The sequence below is a fragment of the Nocardia sp. CY15 genome (genome assembly GCF_009829295.1).
In the GTDB taxonomy this organism is placed as follows: Bacteria; Actinomycetota; Actinomycetes; order Mycobacteriales; family Mycobacteriaceae; genus Nocardia; species Nocardia sputi.
The window spans coordinates 26693-41117 of sequence record NZ_VUOT01000010.1; the positions used below are offsets into that span (position 1 = coordinate 26693).

Below are 14425 nucleotides of genomic sequence, written 5' to 3' on the forward strand. Positions count from 1 at the left end.
TTCCGTCTCTCAATGCGCGATCGGGCAGGTCTTGTAGTCGACCGGGAGCTGCTTGATCCCGTTGAGCCAGCCCGACCGCAGCCGCTTGGGGTCGGCGACCTTGGTGATGTCGGGCAGGTGATCGGCGATGGCGTTGAAGATCAGGTCGATCTCCAGCCGGGCCAGGTTCGCCCCGATGCAGAAGTGCGCGCCGGTGCCGCCGAAGGCCAGATGCGGGTTGTCCTTGCGCATGATGTCGAACTTTTCCGGCTGCTCGAAGACGTCCTCATCGAAGTTGGCCGAGCGGTACAGCATGACCACCCGCTGGCCCTTCTTGATCTGCACGCCGCCCAGCTCGGTGTCCTCCAGCGCGGTCCGCTGGAACGAGGTGACCGGAGTGGCCCACCGGATGATCTCGTCGGCGGCCGTGGCAGGGCGTTCGGCTTTGAACAGCTCCCACTGGTCCGGATTCTCCAGGAATGCCATCATGCCGTGCGAGATGGCGTTGCGGGTGGTCTCGTTGCCCGCGACGGCGAGCATGATCACGAAGAAGCCGAACTCCTCTTCGGAGAGCTTGTCACCATCGACGTCGGCCTCGATCAGCGTGGTCACGATGTCGTCGGCCGGGCACTGCTTGCGCGAGGCCGCCATCTGGTAGGCGTAACCCAGGATTTCGGCCGACGCCGCGACCGGATCGGCAGTGCTCTCCGGGTCGTCGTAGCCGGTCATGTCGTTGGACCAGGTGAAGACCTTCATCCGGTCTTCCTGCGGAACGCCGATCAGCTCGGCGATGGCTTGCAGCGGCAGTTCGCACGCGATCTGGGTGACGAAGTCCCCGGAGCCCGCTTCGGCCGCCGCCTTCACGATCGCTTCCGCGCGGGCCGACAGCTCGGCACGCAGACCGTTGATGGCGCGCGGCGTGAAACCGCGCGAGATGATCTTGCGCAGCTTGGTGTGCTCGGGCGCGTCCATGTTCAGCAGGACGATCCGCTGCAGTTCGATCTGCTCGCGCGCGATGTCGTCGTTGAACCGCGGGATGGCGGTGTTCTCGTAGCTGGAGAACACATCGCTGCGCCGCGAGACCTCTTTGACGTCGGCGTGCTTGCTGACCACCCAGAAACCGTCGTCGTGGAAGCCGCTGACGTCGGGCGATTGCGGATTCCACCAGATCGGCGCGGTCCGGCGCAGTTCGGCGAACTCTTCGACCGGAACACGCTCGGCGTAGATGTCCGGGTCCGTGACGTCGAACCCGTCCGGGAGATTCGGCCGGGCATTCCGAGTGTCTACCACCAGATGTCTCCTTCGACAAACTGAAACACGTTCTATAATCATTGAAGCACAGGCGGGAGAATGAGGAAAGAAACCGGACAGATCCGCCCTCGGCAAGTGCTATGAACGCGTTTCAGTTTTCTGTCCCTGAGGAAAGGTTGGACATGGGCACACCCGTGATCGTCGAGGCCGCACGGACCCCGATCGGCAAGCGCGGCGGCTGGCTGTCAGGGCTGCACGCGGCCGAACTGCTCGGCGCGGCCCAACGCGGGCTGCTCGAGCGCGCGCACCTGGACCCCGCGCAGGTCGAACAGGTCATCGGCGGCTGCGTCACCCAAGCGGGCGAGCAGTCCAACAACGTCACCCGGGTCGCCTGGCTGCACGCCGGGCTGCCGTGGCAGGTCGGCGCCACCACGATCGACACCCAGTGTGGATCGGCCCAGCAGGCCAACCACCTGATCGCCGGCCTGATCTCAGCCAGCGCGATCGACATCGGCATGGCCTGCGGCGTGGAGGCGATGAGCCGGGTTCCGTTGGGCGCCAACGTCGGCGAGAACGCCGGGCCGCGCAGGCCCGCGTCCTGGAACATCGACCTGCCCAACCAGTTCGAGGCGGCGGAACGGATCGCCAAGCGGCGTGGCATCACTCGCGCGGACGTGGACGCATTCGGCGCGCGATCGCAGCGCCTGGCGGCACAGGCATGGACCGAAGGCCGGTTCGATCGCGAGGTGCTCACCGTCACCGCGCCCGCCGTGGACAAAGAAGGCAACCTCACCGGCGAAAAGCTGGATGTGACACGGGATCAGGGCCTGCGCGAGACCACCGCCGAAGGCTTGGCGAAGTTGAAGCCGGTCCTGGAAGGCGGGGTGCACACCGCCGGAACGTCCTCACAGATCTCCGACGGCGCCGCCGCGGTACTGCTGATGGACGAAGCGGCCGCGCGGCGAGCAGGTCTGCGCCCGCGGGCACGGATCCTCACCCAGGCCGTGGTCGGCGCCGAGCCCGAGTTCCACCTCGACGGCCCGGTGCAGGCGTGCACCAGGCTGCTGGAGCGGTCCGGCATGAATATCGGTGACATCGATCTTTTCGAGATCAACGAAGCATTCGCGTCGGTCGCACTTTCCTGGGCTTCTGTACATCAGCCGGACATGGATCGGGTTAATGTCAACGGCGGCGCCATCGCCCTCGGGCATCCGGTGGGCTCCACCGGATCCCGCCTCATCACAACGGCTTTGCACGAGCTGGAACGCTCCGATCGCGAAACCGCAATGGTTCTCATGTGTGCCGGTGGCGCACTCGCGACAGGAACGATCCTTGAACGTTTGTGACTTCAACCATTTCCAGCGGGTTGGTTGAACGTTCATCCCCTAGGGGCGCAAACGTGTCGTACGCCACACAAACTCGAGTACCGCCGAGTCCATGAGACATCAGCTATCTTGCGGCTATCAAGACCCCTTGCGACGAGACCGCAGCGACGGGCCAGAACCGGTTCGTACCGCGGGTTCTCGAGAGGCCTTGGCGTGACCCGCAAACGCGACCGTCCCAGTACCTTCGCCGCCTTCCGACCTAGAAGCTTCAAGGAAATCCGGAATCAGGCGTAGGTTTTCAGTTACTGAGCCGCTAATATCAATGATACGTATCCGAGATAACGACTGTTAGTACAGCGAAGGGAATTGGGCGGCTCACAATGGCTGATTTCGCGGCGCGGCTGAACAAGCTGTTCGAAACCGTGCATCCCCCGGGGCGTAAGCCGCACACCAACGCGGAGGTTGCGGCGGCGCTGACGGCCTCCGGACATCCGATCTCGAAACCGTACCTGTCGCAGTTGCGGTCGGGACAACGGACGAACCCGTCCGATGAGACGGTGGCCGCCCTGGCGAAGTTCTTCAAGGTCAAGCCGGACTACTTCTTCAACGACATCTATGCTGCCAAGATCGATCACGATCTGGAGCTGCTGTCCCAGCTGCAGGGCTATGGACTGCGACGGCTGTCGAGTAGGGCGTTCGACTTGTCCGAAGAATCACAGAACCTGCTGACGTCCATGGCGGAGAAGTTGCGGGCGAGCGAAGGCTTGCCCGAAATTCCTCCGGATGGCACCGAATAGGTTCTTCTGCACGGCAGCACAGTGCGACCCAGCGGGTCGCACTGTGCTGTGTTATGCGCGCGTAAGCGGGCACAGCACACCACCGGCGCGTGTGCGTGCCCCGACAATTCGGGGCACGCACACGCGCCGGTAAGTGCTGTGGTCCGAATCACACGCTCGTATAACCCGTTTCGGCGCGGTTCGTCGGCGCTCGTTCGTGTCGTAGGACATTCCGATCCAACCGGTCTGTCCGAATAGTCCGATCAGTCACGCTTATTCGCGTCAGGATGATCGCATTCGCGCGAAGTCGATCAATTTCGAGCGGGCATGGACGCGGTCCTCCTATAGGCTCGCGCGATGGCCTGGACCCAGCCGCGAGGGCTAATGCCTTCTGGCGGAGCAATCCACCGGGCGTCCACCACGAACGCCCCCACCGGATCGCGCGCCCACCGCGCCACGCGCTCGGCCCGGTCCGTCACCGAGGCAGGTGGCTGTGCGAGTTCCGCCAGCACGAGGCCACCGCCGGACTGCAGATACAGGGCATCGATGATCTGCGCCACCTGGTCGGAAGCCGCGAGCTGCGTGGAGAATCCGCGCTGTTGGTATGTGACCACCTCGGGGAAACGGCCCACCATGGTCCGGTGCAACGGGCGGATCCTGCGCAGCAGCACCCGCGCGCGGACCCACACTTCGACTACGATCCACACCGCGCCGAGCGCGATGAGCAGACTCGCGATACCCCAGAGCGGCCATGCCCAGGCCGGATCCCCTGGCGCGACCCGGGGCGCATGCTGAAAATCACGCCGAATCCGGCTTGCGGCCAGCACCGCGACCAACGCGGTTCCCGCGGTGTAGAGCGCGATGCCGCGACCGAGCGCAGTCCAGTCGAGATTGCGCAGACCGGTGCCGACGACGAACAGGCATCCCGTGGTCACGACCACCCACCCGAGGGTGAACGACCAGGCCAGCGTGACCCCGACCGCGAGCAGGCCGACGCCGTGGATCACCAGGGCGAGCTGTCGCAGATTCCGCCGCGACACCACCGGCCAAGCCGCCGAGGCGATCACTGAAGTGGCCGTCGCGAACGTGACCCAGCCTGCGGTGACGACTCCGTCGGAGAGTCGGCCCGCGTGCACGCCGCCGGGCACGAGATTGTCCAAGGCGAGCCCGATCTCGGGTACCGCCACGGTGGCGGCGAGCGCGACGGCGGCGACCGCGACGACGATGGCCACCCTGGCCGTGGTCGCGGGCTTGACCAGGACACGTCCCACCCGCGCGCCGGCGGCCATCCAGACCAGCAGAGCCGTCCCCCACAGGATCATCCGAGCGCCTCGTCGAATCGCAGAACCGAGACGCCCGCGCCCCGGCTGTTGAACACGCGCAGCCGGGTCATCAGCATGGCGGCGAAAGTCTCTGCCTCCCACTCCGCGAGCTCGTCGGCGCCATCGTCGACGATCTGCTGATGCGCACGGCTGCTGAGCATGTAGGCGATCAGCTCGTCGCTCGCCTCCAAGGTCACCTCGAGCGCGGGCGTGCCTTCGTGATCGAAGACGATGTGACCCAGTTCGTGCGCGAGAGTGTGCTCGCGGCTCGGCAGCGTCTCCGCCAGCACGATCACGTCACGGTCGGGATAGCGGCGGCGCTGTCCGCAGATCCCGGGTCCCAGTCGCGCACTAACGATTTCGATCCCGCGGCGTCGCTCGCCCGCGATCGCGTGGACGACTTCGTCCAATGTGGTCGCGTCGAAGTCGGCCGCCACCGCGCACACCGCGTCGACGGCGGCGGCGACCCGGCGATAGGACCGCAAGCCAGTAGGTGCGCGGCTGTCGCTCATCGGCTGACCCCTCACGGCCTCGGGAAGAATTGGGCGCGAGCCGCGTCGATCCTGGCCTGGGCGGCCGCGGCGCTCCGGAAACTGAGCACGCCGGATCCCACGCCCGCGAGGCCGAGCGCGATCAGTCCGCCGATCACCGGCAACAGCTCCGGCGCGGGAAGGGTGTCGGCGGAGCCGGTCGAGCGGACCGAGGGTTCGGCAACGGGTCGCTGCGCCAAAGGCGGTGCGAGCGGCACGGATCGGGGCGCGGGGGCCGCTGGCGGTGAATTGCTCGGCGCCACTACGGGAATGGGCGAGGTCTGCGGCAACACGGGAACAGGTACCGGAGGAACCGTCACCGGTGGGAACGCGGGGGTGGGCGGAACGGTCGTTTGCGGGAGCGGAATCAACAACAGCAGCAAGGGGCTCGCGGAACCGGCAGCCGCCGAACCGACTGCGGCGGAACCCGTCCCAGCTGAACCCGTCCCAGCTGAACCCGTCGCGGCTGAACCCACAGTCGCAGAGCCGACCGCCGCGGAGCCGACCGCCGCGGAACCAGTGCCCAGCACGGCGGAGCCGGTGCCGGTCACGGCGGAGCCCGTCGCCAGTGCGGCCGAACCGGTGCCCAGGACGGCCGAACCGGTACCGAGCACTGCCGATCCGGTGCCCACGGCGGCCGAGCCGACAGCCGCTGAGCCGGTGCCCAACAGGACGCCGAGACCGGCTGAGCCGGAACCGAGGACGAGCGCGAGATCGGCGGCCTCGGAACCGAGCATCACACCGAGACCGCCCGAACCGGAGCCGAGCGCCACATCCGACCCAGGGGACCCTGCGGCCGCCGAACCCTCCCGGGCCGAACCGGTTCCGGCAGCAGGATGCGCCGGTACCACACCGACCTCCGACCGCTGCCCGGGCACGGCCAGCGGATACCAGGTATCGCCACTGTCGTAGGGCGGCGCAGCCGGGTCCGCGACGCACGATGGGCAGGAAGGTCGCGCGTCCGCGAAGGCGCCGCTGCCGAGCAGTGCGCAGCCCGCGACGGCGCCGGCTACCGCCAGCACACGGAATGCGCGACCTACCGCCATGCGCCGAGCCTTCCCCTCATCAGTCGAAGCGCAGTTCTGTGCCCGGTCGCCACTCTCACACGGGACTTTTCGAACGGATGGGTGCCCATAGTAAACCCCAGCTCGCGAACGCGCTCCCGGAAGGGGCGGGGCCGGTCAGGCCCCGTAGACCGGCTCCGGTGGAGTCGCTTTGGCGATCAGATCGGCTACGACGGCTCCGAGCTCGGCCGGATCCCAGCGGGCGCCGCGATCGACGGCGACGCCGTGCCGCCAGCCGTCGGCCAGCGCCACCTTGCCGCCTTCGACCTCGAACACCCGTCCCGTCACCGCCGCCGACTGCGCGCTGCCCAGCCACACGACCAGCGGAGACACGTTCTCCGGAGCCATGGCGTCGAAGCCGTTCTCGGGCTTGGCCATCATGTCCGCGAACACTGTCTCGGTCATCCTGGTGCGCGCGGAGGGGGCGATCGCGTTCACCGTCACGCCGTAGCGGGCGAACTCGGCGGCGGCGGTCAGCGTCAGGCTCGCGATGCCCGCCTTGGCCGCGCCGTAATTGCTCTGGCCGACGCTGCCCTGTAGACCCGCGCCGGAGCTGGTGTTGATGATCCGGCCGTCGACCGAACGGCCCGCCTTGGCCTCCGCGCGCCAGTATTCGATCGCGTGCCGCATCGTGGCGAAGTGGCCTTTCAAGTGGACGCGCACCACCGCGTCCCACTCGTCCTCGCTCAGGTTGACCAGCATCCGGTCGCGCACGAAACCGGCGTTGTTGACCAGCACATCGAGCTTGCCGAAGGCGTCGACGGCCTGGTGGATCAGCCTGCGCGCGCCCGCCCAGTCCGCGACGTCGTCGCCGTTGGCTACGGCTTCGCCGCCCAGCGCCTCGATCTCCGCGACCACCTGCTCGGCAGGTGTTTCCGCGGTGGCCGCGCCGTCCAGCGTCGAACCGATGTCGTTGACCACCACGCGCGCGCCGGCGGCGGCGAAGGCGAGGGCGTGCGCCCGGCCTATGCCACGGCCCGCGCCGGTGACGATGACGACGCGCCCGGCGCAGATCTGCTCGGTATCCATACTGTGTCCCTTTCCGATGTGAGCGGGCCCTCCATGGTCACGCTCCGCTGCCGCCTCCGGGCTTGATCGCTCATGCCCGGTGTCCCTTCCGATACGCGCGGGGCTCTGCGCACTACGCTCCGCCGCGCCCCACCGCTCATGCCCGTGTTCTTCTTCGTCTCCGGCGTGTTCAGGACTGCTGGTCGGCAGTGGAGGCGGCGAGGAAGGCGGGCAGCTCGCCGCCGCCGTGCACCAGCAGGGTCGCGCCGCTGACGTAGGCGGCCAGCGGCGAAGCCAGGAAGACGGCGCAGCGGCCGACGTCGTCGGGACGGGCCATGCGGCCCAGCGGGATGGTGCGGCCCACCGCGTCGACCCCGTCCTGATCGCCGTAGTGCAGCCGGCTCAGCTCGGTGTCGACCGGCCCGACCACCAGCGAGTTCACCCGCACTCGCGGCGCCCACTCGACGGCGAGCGAACCGGTGAGGCTGTCCATGCCCGCCTTGGCCGCGCCGTAAGCGGCGGTGCCCGGCGACGGGCGATGCCCGCTGACGCTGGAGACGTTCACGATCGAGCCGCCCTCGTCCTGCTTCTGCATCACCGCGTTGGCGGCTTGGGCCATCAGCAGCGGGGCGAGCAGGTTCAGCTCGACGATTTTGGTGTGGAAGTTCTTGCTCGCGTCGGCGGCGAGGGCGAAAGGAGCGCCCCCCGCGTTGTTGACGAGATGGTCCAAGTGGCCGTGGCGCTCGGTGATCGTCTCGACCAGCGCGCGCACCGCCTCCGGATCCCGCACATCGCAGGGCAGGTAGTCGATCGCGCGGCCGTCGACTTCGACGGGCGCGTCGGCAGGCCGTCGCGCGCACGCGACGACGGTGGCGCCCGCGGCGAGAAACGCCTTGCTCACGCCCGCGCCGACACCGCGTACACCGCCGGTCACCAGAACGACGCGTCCGGCCAGATCGATTTCGAGTGCCACCGTGCTAACCTACCAAGCAACTGCTTGCTTTGCCAATGCGCTGGTACACATGATGGGACTTGCCATGGGGATCAACCGCCACTCCGAATCGACCGGCATCAGCGTGATCACGGTCGACTATCCGCCGGTCAACGCCATCCCTACCGACGGTTGGTTCGCCATCGCCGACGAAGTGCGCGCCGCGGGGCGTGATCCGGACACCAAAGTGGTGGTGCTGCGCGCGGAGAACCGCGGATTCAACGCGGGCGTCGACATCAAGGAGATCCAGAGCAAGCCCGGCCACCAAGCGCTGATCGACGCCAACCACGGCTGCTTCGAGGCCTTCTCGGCGGTCTACGAGTGCCAGGTGCCGGTGATCGCCGTGGTCCAGGGCTTCTGCCTGGGCGGCGGTATCGGGCTGGTGGGCAACGCGGATGTCGTCATCGCCTCCGACGACGCCACCTTCGGGCTGCCCGAGGTCGACCGCGGCGCGCTCGGCGCGGCGACCCACCTCGCCCGGCTGGTGCCCCAGCACCTGATGCGCGCGCTGTTCTACACCGCTAGCACCATCACCGCGCAGCAGTTGCACCATTACGGCTCGGTCTACCAGGTGGTGCCGCGCGCCGAACTCGACGCCGCGGCCCTGGAGCTGGCCAAGAACATCGCGGCCAAGGACGGCCGGGTCATCCGGGCGGCCAAGCGGGCGCTGAACGGCATCGACCTCCAGGACGTGCACCGCAGCTACCGGTACGAGCAGGGATTCACCTTCGAACTCAACCTCGCCGGCGTCGCCGACGAGATCCGCGCCCGATTCGACGACGATCTCGCGGCGCGCAAAAGCGAGCAGTGAGACGCGGCGTGCACGACGGGCCCGGAGGCGGCAGCATGCGTGACCACGGAGAGCCCCGAGAGCGCCGCCAACAGGAGAGGAAATCACCCATGCGAGACAAGCGGATGTCGCTCGACGAGGTCGTCGGCGAGCTGCGCAGCGGGATGACCATCGGCATCGGCGGTTGGGGGTCGCGACGCAAGCCCATGGCCCTGGTGCGAGCCATCCTGCGTTCGGATATCACCGACCTCACCGTGGTCGGCTATGGCGGGCCGGACCTCGGGCTGCTGTGTTCCGCGGGCAAGGTACGCAAGGCCTACTACGGCTTCGTGTCGCTGGATTCGCCGCCGTTCTACGACCCGTGGTTCGCCGAAGCGCGTACTTCGGGCACACTGGTCGCCCGCGAGATGGACGAAGGCATGCTCAAATGCGGGCTGGAGGCGGCCGCTGCGCGCCTGCCGTTCCTGCCGATCCGCGCCGGGCTCGGCTCCGACGTGCCGAACTTCTGGGACGGCGAGCTGAAGACGGTCGAATCGCCCTACCCCGTCGACGGTACGCCGGAGACTTTGATCGCCATGCCGGCACTGGACCTCGATGTGGCGCTGGTGCACCTGAACCTCGGCGACGCACACGGCAATGCCGCCTACACCGGCGTCGATCCGTACTTCGATGACCTGTTCTGCCTGGCGGCCCGGCGGCGCTACGTTTCGGTCGAGCGCGTCGTGGAGACCGACGAGCTGGTGAAAACCGTTCCGCTGCAATCCTTGCTGCTCAACCGCATGATGGTCGACGGTGTGGTCGAGGCTCCCGGCGGCGCGCACTTCACCCTGGCCGGAGACGACTACGGCCGGGACGAGAAGTTCCAGAAGCACTACGTCGAATCCGCGAAGACGCCCGAGGCGTGGCAGCGGTTCGTCGACACCTACCTGTCCGGCTCCGAGGAGCAGTACCAGGCCGCCGTTCGCCGATTCGCCGAGGAGGCGTCATGACCAGCACCGAGACCGTCACCCGCGCCGAGATCTGCGCGGTCGCGTGCGCGGAGATCTTCAGCGGCGCCGGGGAGATCATGGCCAGCCCCATGTCGCCGATGTCGATTATCGGCGCACGCCTGGCCAAGCTCACAACCGAACCGGACCTGCTGCTGTCCGACGGTGAGGCGCTGCTGCTCGCCGAGACTCCCCCGCTGGGCGGCAAAGCACCGATCGAAGGGTGGATTCCGTTCCGGAAGGTTTTCGATGTGGTGGCGTCGGGCCGCAGGCACGTGGTGATGGGCGCCAACCAGATCGACCGCTTCGGCAACCAGAACCTCTCGGCGTTCGGCTCGCTGCGGCAGCCGACCCGTCAGATGTTCGGTTCGCGTGGCGCTCCGGGCAATACGATCAACCACGCCACCAGTTACTGGGTCGCGCGGCACACGAAGCGTGTGTTCACCGACAAGGTCGACATCGTCTGCGGTGTGGGATACGACAAGGTCGACCCGGCCGACCCGGCCTACCGCTTCCATCACCTGCACCGCGTGGTGACCAACCTGGGCGTCTTCGATTTCGAAGGTCCTGGGCACACCATGCGCGCCCGCAGTCTGCACCCCGGCGTCACCGCCGACGAGGTCGCGGAGAACACCTCGTTCGAGATCGCCGGTCTCGCCGAGGCGGGCGAGACACGTCAGCCGACCGCCGAGGAGCTGCGGCTGATCCGAGAGGTGCTCGATCCCAGGAAGGTTCGCGAAACCGAGGTGCCGTCATGAGCTCACGCCTGAGCACCGCGCTGACCGATCTGGTCGGCGTCGAGCACCCGATCGTGCAGACCGGCATGGGCTGGGTCGCGGGCCCGAGCCTGGTGTCGGCCACGGCCGAGGCGGGCGGCCTCGGCATTCTCGCTTCGGCGACCATGACTTTCGCGGAGCTGGAAGCGGCCATCGCGAAGACCAAAGCGCACACCGCGAAACCGTTCGGGGTGAACATCCGCGCCGACGCCGCGGACGCCCCTGAGCGCATCGACCTGCTGATCCGGGAGAAAGTGGCGGTCGCGTCGTTCGCGCTCGCCCCCAAGCAGGACCTGATCGCGAAGCTGAAAGACGCGGGCGTGGTGGTCATCCCGTCCATCGGCGCGGCCAAGCACGCGGTAAAAGTCGCGTCCTGGGGCGCGGACGCGGTGATCGTGCAGGGCGGCGAGGGCGGCGGGCACACCGGCCCGGTGGCCACCACCCTGCTGCTGCCCTCGGTGCTGGACGCGGTGGACATTCCGGTGGTCGCGGCGGGCGGATTCTTCGACGGGCGCGGCCTTGCCGCCGCCCTCGCCTACGGCGCCTCCGGTGTCGCGATGGGGACACGGTTCCTGCTCACCCAGGAGAGCACCGTTCCCGACGCCGTCAAGCGGGAGTACCTGCAACGACAGCTCCAGGACACGGTGGTGTCGCTCAAGGTCGACGGCATGCCGCACCGCGTGCTGAACACCGAACTGGTGCAGCGGCTGGAACATTCGGGGCGCTGGCGCGGGCTCACCGCCGCCGTCGGGAACGCTGCCCGGTTCAAGAGTATGACCGGCATGAAGTGGTCCACCATGATCCGCGACGGCCTGGCCATGCGGAAGACCAAAGACCTCAGCTGGTCCCAGGTCGTGATGGCCGCGAACACGCCGATGCTGCTGCGCGCCGGATTGGTCGAGGGCAACACCGACGCGGGTGTGCTCGCCGCGGGGCAGGTCACGGGCATCATCGATGACTTGCCCACGTGCAAGGAGCTGATCGAGCGGATCGTCACCGAGGCGGTGGCGCGGATCGAGACGATCTCGGCGCTCGCAGGCGACCCGCACCCGGCGGCGGCCGGGTCCGACTGAGGAGCGGCGGCCGGTCCAGACCGCGGCCGCCGTTATCGATATGGAACGGACCACTGCATCGGGACGACCGTGCCCAGGAGTCAGGGGCTCGCGACCGGAGCCTCGACTGGCGGGACCCAACTCAGTCGGTGGCGTCGGTTCGTCCGCGGCCGTCGATAACGGCATGTCGCCACCTGGCTTGGAGGTTCGCATGCAGCGGCCTACGCTGGACTGACAACGACATACCGGGTTCGCCTGGTATCCGTCGCCGTCGTGCGCCGGTTCGTCCCGCTCGGGTCGAGACAGGTGAATCACCGGACTCGATCACTGTCCCCTCCACTCGAGCGGAGGCCGCGATGCCCGCGACGAACGAAATCTCCGTGCGTAGTTCCGCTTTCGACAATGGCGACCCGATCCCGGTGGTCTACACCTGCAATGGCAGAAACGAGCCGCCGCCGCTGACCTGGACAGCTCCCCCACAAGCCGCCGACCTGGCGCTGATCGTGGACGACCCGGACGCCCCCAGCGGCCTGTTCACCCACTGGGTGGTCAGCAATATCCCGCCGACCACCACGTCTACCGACGAGGGGCAGACCCCGGCGGGCGGGCTGGTCAGCCTGAACAGCGCGAACCGTGCCGAATACTTCGGACCGTGCCCACCCGCCGGTACCGGCGTCCACCACTACCGATTCATCGTGTACGCACTCTCTCGCCCCGTACAGGTGGCCGCGGACACCCCACCGGACGAGGCGCGATCCGCGATAGTCGACGCGAGCCTCGGCGACGGACAGCTGATCGGCACCTATACGACCGACCAGTGAAGTCCTGAAGCGGTCGCCGCGCTGGACTACTGATCGGATTGTTCGACGCGGTAGGTCGTCCCGGTAACTGTGTCGCGGTGTCGTGGCTCGACAGCGGGAAGAGTCCGTGCGCCGATATCCTTGGGGCCGCCGACCGAACAGCCGCTGCAGACCATGGAGAGCCGCGATGACAGAGACGACCTCCAGCGCCGCGCAGGCGAGGATCTTCCAGGCGCAACGTCAGGACAAGCCATGGGGCCACGAGTCGATATTCGCCGTCGTCGATGGCAAATACGTCGGGAAGGTCTTGCATGTGCGCAGCGGGCACGCGTTGAGCCTGCAGAAGCACCTGCAGAAAGAGGAGACGATCTTCGTGCTCTCCGGCAAGGCGCGGGTCGATTACGGCCGCACCGAGACCGAGCTCACCAGCGAGTAACTCGGCCCGGACGACGTCATCCACATCCCGGCCGGGGCAGTGCACCGGGTGACCGCGATAACCGACGTGGTCATGCTCGAAGCGTCTACAGCCGACCACGGCTGGCGCGAGGACATCGTCAGGTTCGACGACAGGTACGGCCGTCAGGGCCGAACGGAGCCCTGACGCGACCTCGAGCCCGCCGAACCCGGACCGGCAGTGCCGAGCAGTTACTCTTCGGTGCCCTTCGGGCGCTACCAGCCGGGGTTCGCGCGAAGTTCAATGCACGACTGATCGCCGGCGCCAACGCGCCGCCCAAAAGGTTCGCCGGCGGCGGACATGGGCGATCGCGACTGACAGGTCGCATCCGATTACGCGAGACGGCCAGAATTCAGGTGGTTGCCTCGTCGGCCAGGCGTTGCAGGTAGGTGGCGAATTGACGGCGGTCGCGGGGGCTCCAAGTGGCGGTGAGTCGGTCGAAGCAGCGGCGTTGCCAGTCGTGGGAGGCGGTGAGGAGGTCGTTGCCGTCGTCGGTGAGGCTCAGGACTACGCGGCGGCGGTCGTGGGCGGAATCGGTGCGGGTCAGGTAGCCGGATGTGACGGCGTCGCGGACCATGCGGCTGGCTCCGGAATGGTCGAGGCCGAGTTGGGTGGCGACGGTGGTGACGGTGGCTTCCTCGGCGGTGCGCAGCGCGGCCGCCACGGCTTCGACGACTTGGACGTGTTGAGCCTGGCGCATGTCGTGGTCCGGTTCCGCCGGTACGCCGGTCAGCGCTTGATTGATCCAGCGGCGGGACCAGAAACGGACCAGTCGAAAGAGCGCGGGTCCGCCGTCGATCTCGGGAACGTCGGCGCTGGAGCGGTTCACGGCCGCCAACCTACCAGCACTCGGGTGCGGACATGGCTCGACATTACGTGCGATGTGCACCTATATTTGTGTGCGTATCGCACGCAAATGAACGGAGGGCACCATGTCCATCGTCCTGAATCACACGATCGTCCCCGCGGCCGACAAACAGGTGGCCGCGAGTTTCTTCGCCGAGTTACTGGGGCTGGAGGTGGCGGCTCCGGCGGGGCCGTTCGCGCCGGTGCGGGTCAACGAAGACCTGACCTTCGACTTCGATCAACGCGGGCAGGTCGAGCCCGGCCACTACGCGTTCTTGGTCGATGAGGAAACCTTCGACGCGGTGTTGGAACGCCTATCGGAATGGGCGGGCGTCGACTACGGGTCCGGCCCGGAGTACGGATGGGACCGGCAGATCAATCACCTCGGCGGAGGTCGAGGAGTCTATGTGCGCGATCCCAATGGGCACAGCTATGAACTGTTCACCGCGGTGCCGTGAGCTGAGCCCCGAGCCAA

General features: G+C 67.6%; 16 protein-coding genes. 9 read left to right on the top strand and 7 right to left on the bottom strand.

The genetic code is table 11. The features are described 5' to 3' along the window. Positions 1-9: 9 nt before the first annotated feature. Positions 10-1311, bottom strand: a complete 1302-nt coding sequence (locus tag GVY39_RS14365) for a cytochrome P450 (protein ID WP_159924847.1) — start codon at positions 1309-1311, stop codon at positions 10-12. 101 nt (positions 1312-1412) lie between these two features. Here GVY39_RS14365 and GVY39_RS14370 point away from each other — a divergent pair, with 101 nt between their 5' ends. Beyond that, the gene (locus GVY39_RS14370; RefSeq protein ID WP_159924749.1) at positions 1413-2576 is read left to right on the top strand and encodes a steroid 3-ketoacyl-CoA thiolase; all 1164 of its coding nucleotides are present in this window, start codon (positions 1413-1415) and stop codon (positions 2574-2576) included. 359 nt (positions 2577-2935) lie between these two features. Then, positions 2936-3352: a helix-turn-helix domain-containing protein gene (locus tag GVY39_RS14375; protein ID WP_011207048.1), complete on the top strand. Its 417-nt coding sequence runs from the start codon at positions 2936-2938 to the stop codon at positions 3350-3352. A gap of 290 nt (positions 3353-3642) precedes the next feature. Here GVY39_RS14375 and GVY39_RS14380 read toward each other — a convergent pair whose 3' ends face one another. From GVY39_RS14380 to GVY39_RS14400, 5 genes are all read right to left on the bottom strand, one after another. Next, positions 3643-4653 carry a hypothetical protein gene (locus GVY39_RS14380; protein ID WP_159924747.1) on the bottom strand — a complete coding sequence of 337 codons (1011 nt, stop codon included), beginning with the start codon at positions 4651-4653 and terminating at the stop codon, positions 3643-3645. After that, complete coding sequence (locus GVY39_RS14385; protein WP_159924745.1) at positions 4650-5165, bottom strand: ImmA/IrrE family metallo-endopeptidase; 516 nt, start codon at positions 5163-5165, stop codon at positions 4650-4652. Before GVY39_RS14385 ends, GVY39_RS14380 begins: the two co-directional genes overlap by 4 nt. 11 nt (positions 5166-5176) lie before the next feature. After that, positions 5177-6229 (bottom strand): hypothetical protein, encoded by a 1053-nt coding sequence (locus GVY39_RS14390; RefSeq protein ID WP_159924743.1) that lies wholly within the window; start codon positions 6227-6229, stop codon positions 5177-5179. A gap of 135 nt (positions 6230-6364) precedes the next feature. Further along, positions 6365-7276 carry an SDR family oxidoreductase gene (locus tag GVY39_RS14395; RefSeq protein WP_159924741.1) on the bottom strand — a complete coding sequence of 304 codons (912 nt, stop codon included), beginning with the start codon at positions 7274-7276 and terminating at the stop codon, positions 6365-6367. Between the two features lie 169 nt (positions 7277-7445). Continuing rightward, positions 7446-8228, bottom strand: coding sequence for an SDR family oxidoreductase (locus tag GVY39_RS14400; RefSeq protein WP_159924739.1), 783 nt, complete (start codon positions 8226-8228; stop codon positions 7446-7448). Positions 8229-8292: 64 nt separating this feature from the next. On the opposite strand from GVY39_RS14400, the gene GVY39_RS14405 reads away from it, so the two are divergent. The 6 genes from GVY39_RS14405 to GVY39_RS14430 all read left to right on the top strand — a co-directional run bounded on the left by GVY39_RS14405 (position 8293) and on the right by GVY39_RS14430 (position 13086). After that, on the top strand, positions 8293-9057 hold the full coding sequence (locus tag GVY39_RS14405) for an enoyl-CoA hydratase family protein (RefSeq protein ID WP_159924845.1): 765 nt from the start codon (positions 8293-8295) through the stop codon (positions 9055-9057). 89 nt (positions 9058-9146) lie between these two features. Continuing rightward, on the top strand, positions 9147-10025 hold the full coding sequence (locus GVY39_RS14410; RefSeq protein WP_159924737.1) for a CoA transferase subunit A: 879 nt from the start codon (positions 9147-9149) through the stop codon (positions 10023-10025). Further along, a complete protein-coding gene (locus GVY39_RS14415; RefSeq protein ID WP_159924735.1) occupies positions 10022-10780 on the top strand; it encodes a CoA-transferase subunit beta in 759 nt (252 codons plus the stop codon). The genes GVY39_RS14410 and GVY39_RS14415 overlap by 4 nt, the downstream gene beginning before the upstream one ends. Further along, entirely contained in the window at positions 10777-11871 is a 1095-nt protein-coding gene (locus GVY39_RS14420) for a nitronate monooxygenase family protein (protein ID WP_159924733.1), read from the top strand. The genes GVY39_RS14415 and GVY39_RS14420 overlap by 4 nt, the downstream gene beginning before the upstream one ends. Positions 11872-12206: 335 nt before the next feature. Continuing rightward, entirely contained in the window at positions 12207-12671 is a 465-nt protein-coding gene (locus tag GVY39_RS14425; RefSeq protein ID WP_159924731.1) for a YbhB/YbcL family Raf kinase inhibitor-like protein, read from the top strand. Between the two features lie 166 nt (positions 12672-12837). Then, complete coding sequence (locus GVY39_RS14430) at positions 12838-13086, top strand: hypothetical protein (protein ID WP_159924729.1); 249 nt, start codon at positions 12838-12840, stop codon at positions 13084-13086. A 370-nt stretch (positions 13087-13456) separates the two neighbouring features. Here GVY39_RS14430 and GVY39_RS14435 read toward each other — a convergent pair whose 3' ends face one another. Beyond that, a complete protein-coding gene (locus GVY39_RS14435) occupies positions 13457-13933 on the bottom strand; it encodes a MarR family winged helix-turn-helix transcriptional regulator (protein WP_201295223.1) in 477 nt (158 codons plus the stop codon). 103 nt (positions 13934-14036) lie between these two features. On the opposite strand from GVY39_RS14435, the gene GVY39_RS14440 reads away from it, so the two are divergent. Further along, positions 14037-14408, top strand: coding sequence for a VOC family protein (locus GVY39_RS14440; protein ID WP_159924727.1), 372 nt, complete (start codon positions 14037-14039; stop codon positions 14406-14408). Positions 14409-14425: the final 17 nt, after the last annotated feature.

Excerpts from the sequence above, each read along its gene's own strand:
- GVY39_RS14365 (WP_159924847.1), bottom strand. The coding sequence starts at position 1,311 with ATGATTATAGAACGTGTTTCAGTTTGTCGAAGGAGACATCTGGTGGTA.
- GVY39_RS14440 (WP_159924727.1), top strand. The coding sequence starts at position 14,037 with ATGTCCATCGTCCTGAATCACACGATCGTCCCCGCGGCCGACAAACAG.
- GVY39_RS14430 (WP_159924729.1), top strand. The coding sequence starts at position 12,838 with ATGACAGAGACGACCTCCAGCGCCGCGCAGGCGAGGATCTTCCAGGCG.
- GVY39_RS14380 (WP_159924747.1), bottom strand. The coding sequence starts at position 4,653 with ATGATCCTGTGGGGGACGGCTCTGCTGGTCTGGATGGCCGCCGGCGCG.
- GVY39_RS14405 (WP_159924845.1), top strand. The coding sequence starts at position 8,293 with ATGGGGATCAACCGCCACTCCGAATCGACCGGCATCAGCGTGATCACG.
- GVY39_RS14425 (WP_159924731.1), top strand. The coding sequence starts at position 12,207 with ATGCCCGCGACGAACGAAATCTCCGTGCGTAGTTCCGCTTTCGACAAT.
- GVY39_RS14385 (WP_159924745.1), bottom strand. The coding sequence starts at position 5,165 with ATGAGCGACAGCCGCGCACCTACTGGCTTGCGGTCCTATCGCCGGGTC.
- GVY39_RS14390 (WP_159924743.1), bottom strand. The coding sequence starts at position 6,229 with ATGGCGGTAGGTCGCGCATTCCGTGTGCTGGCGGTAGCCGGCGCCGTC.
- GVY39_RS14395 (WP_159924741.1), bottom strand. The coding sequence starts at position 7,276 with ATGGATACCGAGCAGATCTGCGCCGGGCGCGTCGTCATCGTCACCGGC.
- GVY39_RS14375 (WP_011207048.1), top strand. The coding sequence starts at position 2,936 with ATGGCTGATTTCGCGGCGCGGCTGAACAAGCTGTTCGAAACCGTGCAT.
- GVY39_RS14415 (WP_159924735.1), top strand. The coding sequence starts at position 10,022 with ATGACCAGCACCGAGACCGTCACCCGCGCCGAGATCTGCGCGGTCGCG.
- GVY39_RS14370 (WP_159924749.1), top strand. The coding sequence starts at position 1,413 with ATGGGCACACCCGTGATCGTCGAGGCCGCACGGACCCCGATCGGCAAG.
- GVY39_RS14420 (WP_159924733.1), top strand. The coding sequence starts at position 10,777 with ATGAGCTCACGCCTGAGCACCGCGCTGACCGATCTGGTCGGCGTCGAG.
- GVY39_RS14410 (WP_159924737.1), top strand. The coding sequence starts at position 9,147 with ATGCGAGACAAGCGGATGTCGCTCGACGAGGTCGTCGGCGAGCTGCGC.